Consider the following 17,279-nt stretch of genomic DNA (forward strand, 5'->3'; position numbering starts at 1 on the left):
CAGTCGTACTCCTGTGTTCGGTGTCTGGCCCGGAGTCAGGCGGCTTTCGCGTGCTGCCGGACCCGGTTTTCAAGTTCAATCTGGTCCGCCGCAAAGCGCCGAATGCCATCGGCCAGCTTTTCCGTGGCCATGGCATCTTCGTTGGATTCCCAGCGGAACAGCTTTTCATCGATAGCACCAAAGCGATCCGGCGAGCTGGCCGAATCAGCCGACAGTTGTTGCGGCAGATCGCCCTGGTCGTCTTTCAGTTCCTGCAAAAGGGCAGGGCTGATTGTCAGTCGGTCGCAGCCGGCGAGCATCTCGATTTCACCGCTGTTGCGGAAGCTGGCCCCCATCACCACGGTGTTGAAGCCGTTGGCCTTGAAGTAATTATAGATCCGGGTCACCGAAAGCACGCCTGGATCTTCGGCGGCCGGGTAGCTGTCGCGGCCACTGTTGGCCAGGTGCCAGTCCAGAATTCGCCCAACGAAGGGTGAGATCAGGAATGCCCCGGCCTGGGCGCAGGCGGCAGCCTGGATAAAGGAGAACAGCAGCGTAAGGTTGCAATGTATGCCTTCCTTCTCCAGTTGCTCGGCGGCCCGGATGCCTTCCCAGGTAGACGCAATCTTGATCAGCACACGGTTGGTATCCACCCCCTGCCTGTCGTAAAGCTCAACCAGGCCGCGGGCCCGCTCCAGCGTCCCCGTGGTGTCAAACGAAAGCCGTGCATCGACTTCGGTGGAAACAACCCCTGGAATCAGATTCAGGATTTCCCGGCCGGCAAGCACGGCCAGCATATCTGTTGCCATGGTCAACTGCTCGGCGTCCGAGCCGCCGTGGCGGCGGGCTTCAGCTATTGCCTTGTCCAGCATCGGGCGATACACCTCGGAGGCGGCCGCCTTAAGCAGAAGCGACGGGTTTGTGGTGGCATCTTCCGGCCGCCATTTGGCAATGGCGTCGATGTCGCCGGTGTCTGCCACCACGGTGGTCATGGATTTCAGTTGGTCGAGCTTGCTGGTCATTCGTCCTGTCGTCCCCGTTGATTGGTTTTTGGCGCGCCTGAATCCCGGGCGCTGATCATACCCCTACAATAGCGGGCCGCTCTGACAGGAACAAGACAACAAAAGGTATGGTATGCCTCAGGGGCGATTAAGCTTCGGCAATCTCCGGCGTTGCCGGTTCACGCACCTTTTCCAGTGCGTCCAGCGCGCTCTCGATAACTTCCAGGCCAGCGCCGGATTTTTGGGCATTCTCGCTGATGTAGCGCCGGAATTGTCGCCCACCCGGCTGGCCGTGGAACAGGCCCAGCAGGTGCCTGGACATGTGGGTGAGGAACACGCCGCGCTCAAGCTCGCTCTGGATAAACGGAAGCATGGCCCGAAGCGCCTGATGCCGGGTTTCCACCGGAGCGGCCTGCCCGAAAAACTGCGGATCAACGCCTGCCAGCAGCCAGGGATTGTGATAAGCCTCCCGGCCGAGCATCACGCCGTCGGTGTGCCGAAGATGCTCGTGGCACTCGTCGAAGGTCTTGATGCCGCCGTTAATGATCATTTCCAGGTGCGGGTATTTGGCCTTCAGGCGGTATACCCAGTCGTATTTGAGTGGCGGAATATCGCGGTTCTCCTTGGGGCTCAGACCCTCCAGAACGGCAATGCGGGCATGCACGATGAAAGTCCGGCAACCGGAAGCGGCCACTTTTTCCACGAACTCGCACAGATCGTCCCAGGACGCCCGGCCATCGATCCCGATCCGGTGTTTTACGGTAACGGGCAGATCTGTTGCCTCAATCATTGCCTTTACACCTTCGGCCACCTTGTCCGGGTTCGCCATCAGGCAGGCACCCATCATGTTATTCTGAACCCGGTCGCTGGGACAGCCAACATTCAGGTTAACCTCATCAAATCCATACTGTTGTGCAAGCCTCGCACAGTGCGCCAGTTCACCGGCATCACTGCCGCCCAACTGCAACGCCAGCGGGTATTCGGCCTCGTCGTGGCGCAGGAAGCGGGCGGTATCACCGTGGATAAGAGCGCCCGTGGTGACCATCTCGGTGTAGAGCAGCGTATGTCGGCTCAGTTGCCTCGCCAGGAAGCGGTAGTGACTGGTGGTCCAGTCCATCATCGGGGCGATGCAAAACCTCCGGGATGGCTCGCCACCAGTGTTAGCGCTGCTTGCCGCTGAATTTCCTGCCCTTTTTGCGTCACTGACATACACCATTTATTACCCGTTTTCACCATTTTTGCCGTAATCACTGCTCCAGAAGTGCTCCAAAACTCGGTTTGGAGCACCATAAACCATAATAAGGAGCGTGGAGAGCGCCGTGCCTGCCATTATTGTCAGAGCGCGTGCCGATGGTACCAGATCATACCGGGCGACCTGATCGAACGTCTAGGCTTGGGGATCTGGAGAAAACACTCGAGTACGGGAAAAGTACGGAAAGAGCACGGAGTCCAGGCGCACCCTGCGCACGGGTGATGTGATACTATTTGTTCTTTCACTCAAAGCCGCTCCGGAAGAGCGGCTCGTGTTGGCAGCTATCCGTCAACCATCTACCACCCTACCCGAACTGCGGGTGGTTATTGGCTGGTGGAATCTTGCTGAATACGAAGACTCGAGCGGCCTGAACCATCGGGTTTGTCATTTAGCAGTAAAATAGCGACGCGGGCGTTATTGGGGCCCTTCATTACTGTAAAGTCGAGGATAAAGTTCCCCACGGCGGCAAATGGCTCTGACACCTGTCCTGATCGACTATCGATTGCCACTATCCGATCCGCCCCTTCCGCTTTGGTTCCGAACAGAGACGTTTTTCGGCCCCGCACCTGGGTATAAGCGATATCACCCTTGATTTGCACTCGCCGTGCCAGCGGGACCGCCCGCTCCAGGACGCGATCACTCTCAGCAAACCCCAGTGGATACTCCGGCTGCTCCAGTTTCACGTAGACCACAGGAAATGTGATCTCTCCCAGCGAGTCTGAATAGGGTGCGCTCGTTACCTCCGTTTGCGGCTGTCCAAAACCGCTCCGATATAATAACCGGTCATTATCATCGAATGAGAATGCGGATGCGTCGTCAATGGGGGTGTCCCGATAAATATTACTTAACCCCAGGAATGCCGGTGTTTTGGCAATGCTGAATGCGCCGTCATTGCCTTCCAATTGGTACACCTTGCCGGCAAAAGCCTCATAAACCCCGCGCCGTTGCAGATAGACGGTGTTGTTGTTAATGCGCAGATAGGCCTGCAAATCATCGCTGACCGGCCTAAGCGCGTCGTCGTCCAGAGCCAATATCCAGGCATGCAGCCTGGTATCGATGCCATCAAAGGCAGCCAGATTATTCTCGCCCCATACCGCGACGATCTCCGGGTTGCCGTCCGCGTCAATATCACCGGCATCCAGGTACAAAGCGTCCAGGTTCGCATCAGGCGGTCTGAATTCAGCGACCGACTTTAAAACCTCTCCGTTATCAATGTCATAGACCGATAATCCCTTCGAATCTAACAGCGCCACCCGCAAAATATCGGGGTTAGGCTGATTTAATGAGATAATGCGCAGCGGCTGTTGATTCAGGTCAATACGACGGTCAGGGACAAAGTTGCCAACTGACGGCCGGCTAGCCGGCCGCACCGTCTTATTGGCGTAGTTCGTAGCCGTCGCCCCAGCAAGCTGCCGCTGTTCGGCGCCGATGGTCATGCCGTCCCGCGTACGGTTAAGCACCAGTGTTGCCATCCCGTTTGTCACGGTTAAGCGTAACTCCAGTGCACTGTCCGGTGAGTCGGCATGCCGCCCCAGGGTTATCTGGTAGCCGAGGCTAACGAGCCGTCGCAGCAGTTCCAGTGACTCCAGGGCGAGCCTGCGATCATCACCGGTCATGATAAAATCGATGGTTTTGTTACCGTCCCACGCGGCTAATGATTTCTCTGTCTGAGCCCATTCCGCATGGGCTGTTGGCAACCAGGCGACAGACAGCAGCCAAATGAGCAGGACGGGGAGCCTGGAATTGATCTGAGCGATGCCGATCATATTGCCTCCAAAAAAAGGCAAACGATACAAAAGTATCGTTTGCCTTGCTACTTGATCACTGTTCGGATGGTCGGTTTAGTACGTCCAGTTCATGCTCAGCGTATTAACGTAGGCACTATCATTGGAGTTGGTCTGATCTTGAATGCCGTCACCCGGAACGAACGTCGAGAGGATATAATCCATCGAAAAGTTCAGGTTGAAGGCGTACTTCAGTTGCAGGTCCACGGTAGTGCCGGCATAATCATCAACCTTTTGGCCGGGGTTTTTGGCATTGACCAGGTTGCCGGTCTCATCAAACCAGATCATGAACAACTGAGCCTTGTAAGACAGGTTCGGTGCCACACTGGCTAGTGCGCCCTTGGTGCCGAACGCGAGGATCTGCGACCCCGGGTTGATACCCGATGCACCGTTACCGATGCCGCCGTAACCCTGTACGCCCGCGCCGCCAGTACGCTCCGGCGAGTAGGCATACAGTGTTGCGCCATAACCGGTGCTCAGGTTTTCGCCGAGGATGTTGCCGTCCATGCCCATCAGGCCACTGAAGCGGCCGATATCGGTGATACCGTTAAAGCCTTCGACCTTGTTGTCGGTTGCGTCACTGTCGCCCTGGGTATATCTGACCGCCACATAGGGGCTGAAGCTGTCGTTGACAGGGAGTTCGATACCGGCGTAGGCAGCTGCGGAGCTCAGGTCACGCTCACCGACAGTGCCATCGGCGCCGATCACTTCAAACGACAGGTTGGCACCGCCAATCTTGCCGAAGCCTTCCAGGCCGAAATAGGTCACATCGGCATATCTATCAACGTTGTCGCTGTACGCCAGGATCGGGCTGAGCGTCCAGTCCGCTATCTTCTGGCTTACCTTGGCGCTGTAGACGCGCCAGTCTCCTGCTTCACTGGAGCCGGTTTTTACCGCATTGTTGATCGGAATATAGAGCACTTCGTAGCTGGTGTTGTTGCTCTTGCCCCGCAAGCCGACAAACGGATGATCGTCACCGTATAGCAGGCCGCCGGACTGCAGATCGAGATAGCGTAGGTCCCAGCCCGCCTGCAGCTGCACAGCCGGCGCAAGCGAGTAGAGGAGTTCGGCGCGCTCGATACCGAATTCGCCACCCGCGTTGGGCAGGCCGTTCTTTTCCGCTGTAGTATAAAAACTACGGTCAACGTTGTCTTTGGTCAGAATCTGATCGGACTCGGTGATCATCTTGACCGACCAGTCATCGCCGACGGCTTTCCAGCCCAGACGCGTTTCGGCACGGGTATGAGCGCCGTTACCGCTGACAACGCCGCCTTCATTGAGCGTTATGCCATCTTCTTTTTGGTTATCAAAGTCAAAGTTAGAATAGTAGGTGGGTTTGACCTTGGCGGTACCAAAGAACTCGATCTCTGCGGCGTTACTCTGGGCCGCTCCGAGGCCGAGTGATGCCAGGATCGCAGTGGAAAGTGTCAGTTTCTTGAACGACATGGGCTTAGCAGACATATTTATGCTCCTGTGTGCGTTTTTAGCACTTTGTTATTGGCCCGAATAGAAAAACATGTCTTTCAGAGCGTGTCAAATAATTAATGGGCTTTAGACGAAAAGGTGATCGAGTCGCTTGTGTGATGCCGATAATGTCGGCAACGGATGACTGAGTCAGGAAGATGTAGCGGGCTTTTGCTATCCTACCTGGAATTTCTGCCGCGCAGACGCCTGGCCCGCCCTTTTCAGATTCCGGAGTTCACATATATGCCCCTGATGGCGCAGGCCCTGCTGCCGGTATTTGTCCTGATCATGCTCGGGCATCTGTTCCGGCGTGTTGACTTCCCGGGCGGCGATTTCTGGCCCCAGGCGGAGCGCTTTACCTATTATGTACTGTTCCCGGCGATGCTGGTCTTCAAGCTGGGGCAGGCCCGCTTGCCTGCCTCGGCATACGGCGATATTGTCTTGCTTGTCGGGTCCATGCTGCTGGCGATGACCCTGTTCCTGGCGCTGGCGCAATGGTTCTGGCGCTGGAGTGGTCCGGTGTTTTCATCCGTTTACCAGGGCGCCATCCGGTTCAACTCCTACGTTGGCCTGGCTGCCGGGGGCATGTTGCTGGGCGATGAGGGACTGTCGTTGACGGCAATAGCGGTTGCCGTCATGGTGCCGCTGCTCAACCTCCTGTGTATCCTGATGTTTTCGCTGGTGGCGACGGACGAGCCGGTACGGCTTGGGCCGGTGTTCAGGGCCATTGGCACCAATCCGTTGATTGTTGGCTCGGTGATCGGTGTTGTCTGGAGCTTTTTCGAAATTGGTTTCCATCCCCTGATTGGCGGCATACTTGAGCCACTCAGTAATCTGGCTTTGCCCATGGGATTGATGACGGTGGGTGCGGGTCTTCAATTGAAGGCGCTGCGAGGGGCGTCCCTGCCTTTCATCGTTTCTTCCGTTCTGAAACTGGTCGCTTTCCCCCTGATGACCGCGGGGCTGGCGCTATTGCTGGGTCTCGATGGGCTGATGGTCCAGGTTGCCGTCCTGCTGGCGTCCCTGCCGACCGCCACATCTGCTTACATACTGGCTCGCCAGTTGGGGGGCGATGCCCCACTGATGGCGGGTATCATCAGTGGCCAGACTCTGCTGGCCATCGCGTCCATTCCGCTAATGCTGAGTATTCTCTGGTAGGCATTTGAGTACGGCATCGGCAATGCTGTGCTGAAAATCGCTATAGCTATTCGCAGTTGCCTTGATCTCCGACGCCAGGGGGTCCCAGGTGCTGAATGTGACGTCCAGGTTTTGCGTGATCGATTTCCACCATTGCTGATTAAACTGGGGCTCGGTCAGCAGGCAGGGATGGTGGCCTTTGCGCAGTTTGCCCTGAACCTCGGCAATATGATGTGCGCCCGGTGAGAGTTCCGGGTTCAGTGTCAGAACACCCTCCAGTTTCAGATCGTAATAATCAGCAAATCGGGTGAAGGCACTGTGGTAGGAGAACAGGCTGATGTCGTGCGCTGGAGCCAACCGGGCACGAATGGCGCTCTCAGTTTCCCGAACGCTGGCCTGGAACTGCTCGAAGTTCTGATCCATGGCCGGAAGGTTGACGCTGTCCAGCCGCGCTAGTGCATCGCGAATGGTTTCGGCCATTTCGATGGCCAGCTCGGGGTCAAGCCAGATGTGCGGGTCTTCACCATTGCCATGATTGTGGCCTTGAGCATCCTGATCACTTTGCCCGGCGTTGTCGGACTCGTGCTCACCTGTCATCAGCTTTACGGTGCGGCTGCTGAATTCTTGTCCCGACAGAAGCCGGTACAGAAAGTTTTCCATCTCCGGTCCCACCCAGAAAATTACATCGGCATTTTCCAGGGCGCGCCGCTGGGAAGGTTTCATGGTGTAGTTGTGCGGGCTTGAGCCCGCTGGAACCAGGCTGGTTGTCTGCATGTCTTCCGTGGCAATGGCGCGGACGATCAGCTCGACAGGCTTAATGGAGGTAACAATGCGGGTTTCGGCATGCAGGATGTTGCTTACAAGGAGAATGCTGGCACCGAGTGCCAGTGAAAGTGCGTTTCCGGGAGCGCGCATGGGTATTTGGGGTCCTGCGATTGAGTATGTAACGTTATAATGTAACTGATCTTTGGTGGTTGTCGCAAAAGTGGTGATTGCCGCGAAATCGCAAAATAAAGTGCCGATGCCGGGATTTATCTGGCCTCGGAAACGCCTTGATCATGCCAAACCGGTTGAGGGCCGGTATAATGCCGGATTTATCAAACGGCCAGAGACTTTTCAGGAAGGTTTCATGACAGTACGTACCCGAATTGCTCCGTCACCCACCGGTGATCCACACGTTGGTACCGCCTACGTGGCCCTGTTCAACCTGTGTTTCGCCCGCCAGCACGGTGGCCAGTTCATCCTCCGTATTGAAGATACCGACCAGGCCAGAAGCACGGCGGAGTCGGAGCAGGACATCCTCAAGGCCTTGCGCTGGCTGGGGCTTAACTGGGACGAAGGTCCCGATGTGGGTGGCCCCCACGGTCCTTACCGGCAGTCCGAACGCAAGCATTCGTACCGCCAGTACGCCGAGGACCTGGTCACCGCCGGCCATGCCTTTTACTGCTTCCGTACCCCGGAACAGCTGGATGCCATCCGGGAAGAACGCAAGGCCCAGGGCCTGAACCCCGGAATCAAGGGTAACCTGGAGCTGTCGGAAGAAGAGGTAAAGCGCCGCCTGGATGCCGGCGAGCCTTACGTGATCCGCATGAAAGTGCCCGACGAGGGTATCTGCGAGATCGACGACATGCTCCGCGGCATCATTGAGATCGACTGGGCCCAGGTGGATTGCCAGATCCTGCTCAAATCCGATGGCATGCCAACCTACCACCTGGCCAACGTGGTTGATGATCACCTGATGGAAATCACCCACGTGCTGCGGGGCGAGGAGTGGATCAACTCGGCACCCAAGCACAAACTGCTGTACCAGTATTTTGGCTGGGACATGCCGGTGCTTTGCCACCTGCCGCTGCTGCGCAACCCGGACAAGAGCAAACTCTCCAAGCGCAAGAATCCGACCAGTATCAATTTCTATGAGCGTATGGGCTTCCTGCCGGAAGCGGTTACCAACTATCTGGGACGCATGGGCTGGTCCATGCCGGACGAACGGGAAAAGTTCACCCTGGACGAGATGATCGAGAACTTCGACATCCAGCGCGTTTCCCTGGGTGGTCCGGTCTTCGATGTGGAAAAACTTCGCTGGCTCAGCGGCCAATGGCTGCGGGAGGATCTGACTGAAGAGCAGTTCATGGAGCGCATGCGTCAGTGGTGGTTCAACGAAGACGCCCTGGGCGCCCTGGTGCCTCACATCAAGGGCAGGGCGGACGTGTTCTCCGATGTGGCGCCCATGGCCCAGTTCATGTTCTCCGGCATGCTCAACCTGAAGCCGGAAGACTTCGCACACAACAAGCTCGAAGAGGCGCAGGTCAAGCGGGTTCTGCAATTCACCCTCTGGAAGCTTGAAGCCCAGCGCCACTGGAGCAAAGACACCATCTTTGCTGACATAAAGGCGCTGACCAAAGCCATGGATTTGAAAATGGGTGACTTCATGTTCTCCATCTTCGTGGCCATTGCCGGCACCCCCAACTCCTGGTCAGTGATGGACTCCATGGCCCTACTGGGACCGGACATGACCCGCTCCCGGCTGCGTCATGCGCTGGAAGTGCTCGGCGGCTTCTCCAGGAAGGAAACCAAGAAAGTGGAAAAAGAATACGCCGCACTGGGTATTTGACAACCGCTTTGGTGAATTAATAAACGGCCTGAACAGGAGTGTCCAGAAAACTGAAAAAAGTGCGTTCAAAAGGTTGACGCCCATAGGGCGGATCCTTAATATACGCAGCCGTTGAGGGGCCATAGCTCAGCTGGGAGAGCGCAACACTGGCAGTGTTGAGGTCAGCGGTTCGATCCCGCTTGGCTCCACCAATTTCTAGTCCCCTTCGTCTAGTGGCCTAGGACTCCGCCCTTTCACGGCGGCAACAGGGGTTCGAACCCCCTAGGGGACGCCAATGCGGCTTGACGGTTTAGTCCACCGGAAAGCCATCAAAAAAACCGCCTTTGGGCGGTTTTTTTGTGTCTGAAGATGGGGTCAGATGAAAGTTTCATCTGACCCCGTTTTCATCTGACCCCATCTTCACTCAACGTTCCGCGATAGCGCCTTTGCCCACACCTTCATAAGCCTTGACCCGAATAGTGTCAGTGGGAAACTCCACCTTCAGTTTATCGGCCATGTGCGCCGCAATCAGCTCCACTGTGGTGTCGGTATCGAGCATGTAAACCCGCTCCTCAGGCAGTGTCAGCGCAAACTCCCCCTGATTGGCCTCATACTCGAAGGTCACGTACCGAACGCCGGCTTCGCCGACATGGCGCCGTACCACGTCTTCCTCGGAGCCCACGTAAATATCCCGCCAGAGCTTCGCCCAGCGACGCTCCAGGTCATGATCCCGGTGCCCGTTGCGATCAATGCGAATCGGGGAGCGGTGGCCATGAGCGATGCGCTGGCAGTTACCGAGATGCTTCTTCAGGCCATGCACGTAGTGATAGTAAGCACCGTCGATTTCCTCTTCCCGAAGATTGACCTCCACGGAGGTTACGTTCGCCGGAAGCACTGCCTTGATCTCTTGTTCCAGCAGGGCAGCCACCGCAGAAGGTACGACCCGTTCTGCCGACAACCAGACGATGGCTTCGTCCGGCGAGCGGTGAATGATCTCGGCGCCATCGGTCAGCGCCCAGGTAAAGGTGTCCGGCTGTTCCTCGTTCCAGGACAAGCCCTGGTAGCCACGCGCAATCACCAGCCGGTGGTCGACGCGCTCGTCGATCACCCGTTTGATGGTGCGCTTTACCTTGCTGAAGTCGAACACCATTCCCTGTTCGTCCAGCTCCCCGCCAAGCACCACATCCGCAACCCAGCTCTCACCCACCAGTCCCCTCGCCGGGTCCAGATACGCGAAATCAATAACGGTCAGGTTGTCTATAAACAGATGGTTCATCAAATTTCCGGGCGGGTATGGTTGATTGATGGACGAATTCTAGCAAAAATCCCAGGGTGCAGCAGTCGGGCTGAGTGCCGGGGACCATTGCTTATTGCTATCGGGCGCAACATCATAAACTTCCGCAGACAGATCAACGATCAGGAATTTCCGGCACTGATACTGGCCGCCGGTGCTTCGAGCCGGATTGGGCGGCCCAAGGCGCTTCTGCCCCTTGGCGCCGGTGGGAGTGAGGGCAGGCAAATCCTGCTGGACGCGGCCATTGACCAGGGCCGGTTATTGAGCCGTGATGTCCGGGTAGTTTGCGGCGCCTGGTACCCTTTGATCCGTTTTCGTTGCCGCAGGCAACCTTCGCTATGGTTGCAAGCGCCAGACTGGCATGAGGGGATGTCGGCGTCACTGGCTGCCGGAATCCGCAGCCTGGGGCCGACGGCGAAAGGAGTCTTTGTGCTGCTGGCGGATCAGCCGCTGCTGGATCTAAATGCCCTGGAGGCGTTTGGGAATGCCGCGCGTTATGTTTCTGGGCAACCAATCGCGGCGGATTACGGCAGCCGGCCCGGTGTTCCGGCCTATCTGCCTCGCTGGCTGTGGCCCCTGGTGCTGGATCTGGAAGGGGACCGTGGAGCCGGACGGCTGCTGGCGGAGGTGAGGGCAACCCGGGTGGACATACCAGGGGTCCACGACGATGTGGACACCCCGGCCGACTGGCAAAGAATCAGAGCCCTGCTCAACCAAACAGGCCCGACAACCATGCGATTCCGACACTGAAGACGCCAAGACTGACGGCCAGGCCAATGGTGTAGGCCCGGGACGCCGCTGTTCGCTGCTGGGCGACGAACAAATCGATGGTGCGCTGGGCAATGTCTTCCGCGGTTTCCCGGGAAATCTCGTGGGCCTGCTGAATCGCCTCGGATTGCAGGGTTTGCCAGAACTCCGTATCAATGGTCTGGACGCTGGTGATGTGGTCCTTCAGTTCGGCCATGTGCTCGCTGGTGAATCCGGAGTTCTTTTTGAGCTCCTTCTTCAGTACTGCAAGCTCACTACCCAGGCTCAGGTTGACCTCGGCGGCAACGTCATCCCGCAGGTTTTTCGTGCGCTCTTCGACCATGTCAGAAATGGTATTGAGGCGTTCCTCAATGACCGCCTCCTGTTTACCGCGGGATTCGTCCAGAGCGCGCTTGAGGTGGTCAAACTGCTCATCAAACAGGGAGCTGAGCAGTTCATGCAGCCGGTTGTTGATATGGGTTTTAACAGCGGAGCGGGCAATCTGCTCAATAAGATCGCTGGTCAGCGGGACAACGTTGGCCTGGGTGCTGCCCCGGCTTGCGGAACCTCCGTTTTTGGGAGAGAGCTCGACCGAGGCATCTGCAGGTACGTTCAACAGGTCGTCGTCCCGGGCCAGGGTGGCCTCTTCGGTGGGTGGCTTGGGCAGCGTTCCCTTGGTGACATCGTTGGCCAGTTGATCCAGGACATGGCTAAGGCCATCGGTCTGGGGCGGCTTGGTCAGGATGTTGTAAACGCCGAAGTTCTTCGCCTCTTCCATGAAGGACGAGGATTTCTTGGACGTGCACATGATGATCGGAATGCCCGCTGTCTGGGGGTTGCACTTGATCACCTTGGTGGCTTCGACGCCGTTCATGCCTGGCATCAAATGATCCATGAAGATCACATCCGGCCGGTCATGACTGCTCAGGAAATCCAGGGCCTCCTCGGCCGAACCCGCCATGTTGACTTCCATGTCACGATCCTCCAGCAGTTTGCTCAGGGCAAACCGGGCCACCTTGGAGTCGTCCACGAGCAGAGCGTTCTTGATCGCCATGTCACTACCTCAATCGTTTACTGCAAACGCGTTTGTTATCGGGCCGGCGTGATTACCAGCCTTCCAGTTTCGGGCACTCGGTAGCCCGGTAGCTTTTGTCCCGATAACAGACACCGGGCTCCGTTGTGCGGGCTGTGAAGGTTTCCCCCGCCGCCGTGGTCAGGCGAACCTGTCCATAGGGCTCGCCATGACGGAAGGTGGCTTCAATGGAGCTGCCATTCGGGTTCCTTAACAGGCCGTTGCCATGGAACTTGCCTTCGATGTACTGGCCCTCGTACTTCTTGCCATTGGCGAAGACCTCGGAGCCGGTACCGTGGAAGGCTCCGTTGGAAAATTCACCCTCATAGTGGCGTCCGTCCGGGTAAGTCAGTGTGCCGGTGCCGTGGAATTCATCGTTACGGAACCCGCCGACGTAGAGCACGCCGTCAGCGGTGGTCAGTGAGCCGTGGCCATTGAGTTGCCCCTGCTGCCAGTGGCCGGTAAGGATATCCCCGTTCGCCAGAGTCAGTGTGCCTTTACCGTTGAACTGGTCCGCCCGGAAGTCGCCGGAGTAGCGGGCGCCGTCCGCACTGCGCCATTCACCTTCGCCCTCGCGCTTGTCGGCAGACCAGCCTCCCTCGTAGCGGCTGCCGTCGGGGTACCAGGCGGTGCCCTGTCCGTGGAATTGGCCATCCACGAAATGGCCCTCGTAGCGCAGGCCATCGGCATCCTGGTAGGTGCCATCCCCTGTCTTCACGCCGCCGATCCAGATGCCGTCCTGGAAATTCACCGTGGTTAAGGCTTCCAGCTCGCCCACCAGCGTCATTTCTTTACCGGCTTCCAGGGCAACGTACTGGCTCCAGGGTTTAAAGCCGGTCTTGCTGATGGTGACATCGTACCGGCCCGGTTCCAGTTCCAGTTCCAGGCGGGTTGCGCCGTAATCCTTACCGTTGATGGTGACCTGATCGCCCACAACGTTTGAGCGAAGCACCAGGGTGCCGGTGGTTGGTGGTTGCTTCCCGGGTTTGTTGCGAGCCTGCTTTTGCACCGCCGGAGCGGCGTCCGTGCGGGTTGCCATTGCCGAGGGCGGTTCGGCGACCGCCAGAACCGTGGACGCCTCGGGCAGGGGCGGTACGGTGAACGGGGTGGCATCGACAATGGGCTGACGGGCGTCGGTACGGGCTTGCACTGTATTTGCGGGTTCCGGTTCAGCCGGTGCGGGTGCTGGCGGCTTGCCGGTTGCATTAGTTTCAGCGGCAACGGCCTGGGCCATGATGGGTGGTTCGAAGACTTCCGTCATCCGAAGCTCGTCCCGGACCGACGCGAACCCGGCGGTGACCAGCAACATGAGCGCCAGGGCGTTGATGAACAGAAGTGGTCTGAGATCGACCATGGCGGAACCTCTTAATCCTGCATTCTCGAAATTCTGTCTACCGCTTCATCTTAACCAGTGAGTACAACGTTATGTAACAGAAAGTGTCTGGAGTTAACGAGAATGCAGGCCAAATCACACTTTATCCGGAAGCTGGTCATGGTTGAGCTGTTCCCATGATTTCATGTACACATCGGCTTCGTATTCATAAGGCGACTTAAAAGGGGTAAGCACAAAATCAAACACCAGGAAGAAGAATCCGATCGAGGCCCAGGCAATCAACAGGGTGCTGATAGTGGTGGCCTGTACCTCCGGGTTGGAATTGACGAACGCCTCCAGCAGCGGAATCAGATCGGATGCCATGACAACAGGGTTGAAGCTGGCCATCACGAACGGAATCCAGAAGGCCAGGAATACCGGGAAAAATCCGAATGACCAGAGCACACGGCGGAGCAGGTAGATGGCAACTTCCTGCCAGAAACGCTGCCTGGTTTCCGGAATCTTTCGTATGCGCTCGAGATATCGGCGTCGTTCTGCCCAGTAGGCAGCGACCTCGGGGGCATCAACAGCCTTGGTGTGAGGTGCAGGTGTTGTCATGGATTGGTGGGGTGCCTTATCGCTACGGGAGTAATGCATGATAATCGATACTACGTGTTACCCTACAATTCTCCAATTGTTTAAAGACAGGATAGTTTGAATGGCTGCAGTGATCGACAACGCAACCCATCCGGCCTTTGAAAAGCTTCGCGGTCACCGGATTGGCACGCTCAATCTTGAGGTTGAGGAGTATCGCCACAAGAAAACCGGGGCCCGGCACCTGCATCTGGCGGCGGATAACGACGAGAACGTGTTCTTCGTGGCCCTGCGTACCTTCCCGATGGATTCAACCGGCGTTGCCCATATTCTCGAGCATACCGCACTCTGCGGCAGCGAACGTTATCCGGTTCGCGATCCGTTCTTCATGATGATCCGGCGGTCACTGAATACGTTTATGAACGCCTTTACCAGCAGCGACTGGACCGCGTACCCCTTCGCCAGCATGAACCGGAAGGATTTTGACAACCTGCTGGCGGTGTACCTGGACTGTGTGTTTTTCTCCAGGCTGGATCCGCTGGATTTCGCCCAGGAAGGCCATCGCCTGGAATTCGACAAGCCGGAAGATCCTTCCACCGATCTGGTCTACCGGGGGGTTGTCTATAACGAAATGAAGGGCGCCATGAGTTCGCCCACCTCCCGGTTATGGCAGGATCTGAGCGGTCATCTGTTCCCTACCACCACCTATCACTACAACAGTGGTGGCGAACCGGATCATATTGTCGACCTCACCTACGATGACCTGGTGAAGTTCTATCGCCATCACTATCACCCCAGCAACGCGATTTTTGCCACCTATGGCGATATTCCGGCTCGCGAGCACCACGAAAAGTTCGAGGAATTGGCGCTGAAGCGCTTTGACCGGCTGGACATTGACCTGCCGGTCCGGGACGAAAAGCGCATGTATGCTCCGGTTCGGGTGGAACAGGGCTATGCGGTCAACGAAGGTGAGGGTACAGACAACAAGACCCATATCGTTGTTGGCTGGCTCCTGGGCCACAGCTTTGACCTTCAGGAAAACCTGGAAGGGCAACTGCTTTCCGCAGTACTTCTTGAAAACAGTGCCTCGCCCCTGATGCGGGCGCTGGAAACCACCGGGCTCGGCCACTCGCCATCGCCCATGTGCGGCCTGGAGGACTCCAATCGAGAGATGGCCTTCGTCTGCGGTATTGAAGGCAGCGAGCCCGGCAGACATCATGATCTGGAGGCGCTGGTGGAGGCAACGCTGCGCAAGGTAGTGGAGGAGGGTGTCAGTGAGGAACGGCTGGAAGCCATACTGCACCAGTTGGAGCTGCATCAGCGTGAAATTGCCGGTGACCAGTTCCCCTATGGTCTGCAACTGATCATGAGCGCGATTGGACCGATGGTTCACGGCGGCGATCCTGTTGAGTTGCTCGATCTGGAGCCGGTGCTGGCGACGCTCCGCGAGAAGATCCGGGACCCCGGCTATGTGCCCGGCCTGATCCGCAAAAAGCTGCTGGAAAACCCCCACCGGGTGACACTCACATTGCGCCCGGACGAAAAGCTGGAGAGTCATCGCCAGGAAGCTGTCCGGGAAGCGCTGGCCCGTCGTAAGGCGGAGCTTACCGAGGATGAGGCACGGATGATTGTCCAGCGCGCCGGCGCGCTGGAAGAACGCCAGATGCGCAAGGACGACGACTCCATTCTGCCGAAGGTCGATCTGTCGGATGTGCCACTGCAAATGCCGGAACCGCTAGGCCATTACGACGGTGATATCTCGGCAACGGCCTATGCCCGCGGAACCAATGGGCTGGTGTATGAGCAGGTGGTTGTACCGGCGCCGGCGCTCACTGAAGAAGAGCTTTTGCTGGTTCCGTATTACACTACTCTGATTTCCGAGGTGGGTTGCGGAGAGCTGGATTACCTGCAGATGCAGGACCGTATTTCCGCGGAATCCGGCGGCATTGGTGCCGCGTTCAGTGCCAAGGGGCGTATCGACGATGTTCAGGAGGTGTCCGGTTACATCATCTTTAATGGCAAGGCTCTGGCCCGCAACCGCGGCGCATTGGCCCGGTTGCTCCGTGATGTCTATACCAGTGCCCGCTTTGACGAGAAAGAACGGGTTCGGGAAATCATTGCCCAGATCCGCGCCCGCCGCGAGCAGGCCGTCACAGGCAGTGGTCATGCCCTGGCCATGGGCGCGGCTTCCCAGGGTATGAGTCCGGGCGCCTGGCTGTCCTTCCGCCTTGGCGGTCTGGCTGGCATCCGGGGCACCAAGCAGCTGGATCAGGCCCTGAAAGATCCGGATGAGCTGGCGGCCCTGTGCGAGAAACTGTCAGCCCTGCATAAGAAAATCAGTAACCAGGGGCGGGAATTCCTGGTGATTGGCGAGGAAGAGCAGCTTCCGGCCATGGTTGACGATCTCAGATCCTGCTGGCAGGAAGTATCGGCATCTGTCAGCTCCAACTGGAAGATAGAGCCGGTCAGTTATACCGCTCAAGAGGCCTGGCTGACGTCCACGCAGGTGAATTTCTGCGCCAGGGCTTATAGCACTGTGCCGGTCGACCACCCGGATGCAGCGGCGCTGACCGTGCTTGGTGGTTTTCTGCGTAACGGTTACCTGCACCGTGCCATCCGTGAAAAGGGTGGCGCCTACGGTGGTGGTGCCGGGCAGGACAGCGTGAACGGAACCTTCCGTTTCTTCTCCTACCGGGATCCCCGCCTGGAAGAGACTCTGGAGGACTTCGACAGGGCGCTGATCTGGCTGCAGGAAACGGACCACGAATACCAGGAACTGGAAGAGTCGATTCTCGGGGTTATCGGCCAGCTCGACAGGCCCCGCTCTCCGGCCGGTGCGGCCCGCCATGCGTTCCACAACAGGCTGTTCGGCCGCACTCCGGAGCAGAGGGCCCGGTTCCGGGAGCGTGTTCTGGCCGTTACCCTGGATGATCTCAAAAGGGTCTCCAGTACCTGGCTGATGCCAGAGAAGGCGAGTACCGCGGTTGTTACCAGTCCTGAGAACCGGGCCAGGGTGGAGAAACTCGGCCTGGCTATTCAGGAACTGTAAACCA

13 protein-coding genes and 2 tRNA genes are annotated in these 17,279 nt (G+C 57.8%); 6 read left to right on the top strand and 9 right to left on the bottom strand.

Annotated elements, in window-relative coordinates; genetic code table 11:
* Positions 1–35: 35 nt before the first annotated feature.
* The 4 genes from tal to QPL96_RS07010 form a co-directional block, all read right to left on the bottom strand.
* Complete coding sequence (gene tal, locus QPL96_RS06995) at positions 36–1,001, bottom strand: transaldolase (RefSeq protein ID WP_303286572.1); 966 nt, start codon at positions 999–1,001, stop codon at positions 36–38.
* 127 nt (positions 1,002–1,128) lie between these two features.
* Entirely contained in the window at positions 1,129–2,196 is a 1,068-nt protein-coding gene (gene dusA / locus QPL96_RS07000; RefSeq protein WP_303286574.1) for a tRNA dihydrouridine(20/20a) synthase DusA, read from the bottom strand.
* A 359-nt stretch (positions 2,197–2,555) separates the two neighbouring features.
* Complete coding sequence (locus tag QPL96_RS07005; protein WP_303286576.1) at positions 2,556–3,998, bottom strand: hypothetical protein; 1,443 nt, start codon at positions 3,996–3,998, stop codon at positions 2,556–2,558.
* A 75-nt stretch (positions 3,999–4,073) separates the two neighbouring features.
* On the bottom strand, positions 4,074–5,477 hold the full coding sequence (locus tag QPL96_RS07010) for a hypothetical protein (protein WP_303286578.1): 1,404 nt from the start codon (positions 5,475–5,477) through the stop codon (positions 4,074–4,076).
* Positions 5,478–5,723: 246 nt separating this feature from the next.
* On the opposite strand from QPL96_RS07010, the gene QPL96_RS07015 reads away from it, so the two are divergent.
* Positions 5,724–6,638 carry an AEC family transporter gene (locus tag QPL96_RS07015; protein ID WP_303286580.1) on the top strand — a complete coding sequence of 305 codons (915 nt, stop codon included), beginning with the start codon at positions 5,724–5,726 and terminating at the stop codon, positions 6,636–6,638.
* Here QPL96_RS07015 and QPL96_RS07020 read toward each other — a convergent pair.
* Positions 6,615–7,532 (bottom strand): zinc ABC transporter substrate-binding protein, encoded by a 918-nt coding sequence (locus QPL96_RS07020; RefSeq protein WP_303286581.1) that lies wholly within the window; start codon positions 7,530–7,532, stop codon positions 6,615–6,617. The genes QPL96_RS07015 and QPL96_RS07020 overlap by 24 nt on opposite strands.
* A gap of 214 nt (positions 7,533–7,746) precedes the next feature.
* On the opposite strand from QPL96_RS07020, the gene gltX reads away from it, so the two are divergent.
* From gltX to QPL96_RS07035, 3 genes are all read left to right on the top strand, one after another.
* Positions 7,747–9,228 (top strand): glutamate--tRNA ligase, encoded by a 1,482-nt coding sequence (gene gltX / locus QPL96_RS07025; protein WP_303286582.1) that lies wholly within the window; start codon positions 7,747–7,749, stop codon positions 9,226–9,228.
* A 115-nt stretch (positions 9,229–9,343) separates the two neighbouring features.
* Positions 9,344–9,419, top strand: a tRNA-Ala gene (locus QPL96_RS07030).
* Positions 9,420–9,426: 7 nt separating this feature from the next.
* Positions 9,427–9,502 (top strand) — tRNA-Glu (locus tag QPL96_RS07035).
* A 129-nt stretch (positions 9,503–9,631) separates the two neighbouring features.
* On the opposite strand, the gene QPL96_RS07040 is transcribed toward QPL96_RS07035, so the two are convergent.
* Positions 9,632–10,483, bottom strand: a complete 852-nt coding sequence (locus QPL96_RS07040) for a 6-carboxytetrahydropterin synthase (RefSeq protein WP_303286584.1) — start codon at positions 10,481–10,483, stop codon at positions 9,632–9,634.
* Positions 10,484–10,570: 87 nt separating this feature from the next.
* On the opposite strand from QPL96_RS07040, the gene QPL96_RS07045 reads away from it, so the two are divergent.
* On the top strand, positions 10,571–11,251 hold the full coding sequence (locus QPL96_RS07045; protein ID WP_303286586.1) for a nucleotidyltransferase family protein: 681 nt from the start codon (positions 10,571–10,573) through the stop codon (positions 11,249–11,251).
* On the opposite strand, the gene QPL96_RS07050 is transcribed toward QPL96_RS07045, so the two are convergent.
* From QPL96_RS07050 to QPL96_RS07060, 3 genes are all read right to left on the bottom strand, one after another.
* Positions 11,211–12,302, bottom strand: coding sequence for a response regulator (locus QPL96_RS07050; RefSeq protein ID WP_303286588.1), 1,092 nt, complete (start codon positions 12,300–12,302; stop codon positions 11,211–11,213). The two genes, QPL96_RS07045 and QPL96_RS07050, sit on opposite strands and share 41 nt — an antisense overlap.
* A gap of 52 nt (positions 12,303–12,354) precedes the next feature.
* The gene (locus QPL96_RS07055) at positions 12,355–13,674 is read right to left on the bottom strand and encodes a PEGA domain-containing protein (RefSeq protein WP_303286590.1); all 1,320 of its coding nucleotides are present in this window, start codon (positions 13,672–13,674) and stop codon (positions 12,355–12,357) included.
* 114 nt (positions 13,675–13,788) lie between these two features.
* Complete coding sequence (locus QPL96_RS07060) at positions 13,789–14,250, bottom strand: hypothetical protein (protein WP_303286592.1); 462 nt, start codon at positions 14,248–14,250, stop codon at positions 13,789–13,791.
* 100 nt (positions 14,251–14,350) lie between these two features.
* Between QPL96_RS07060 and QPL96_RS07065 the strand changes: the two genes are divergently transcribed.
* Positions 14,351–17,275, top strand: a complete 2,925-nt coding sequence (locus QPL96_RS07065) for an insulinase family protein (RefSeq protein WP_303286594.1) — start codon at positions 14,351–14,353, stop codon at positions 17,273–17,275.
* Positions 17,276–17,279 lie beyond the last annotated feature (4 nt).

Source organism: Marinobacter sp. SS8-8 (genome assembly GCF_030540945.1).
GTDB lineage: Bacteria > Pseudomonadota > Gammaproteobacteria > Pseudomonadales > Oleiphilaceae > Marinobacter.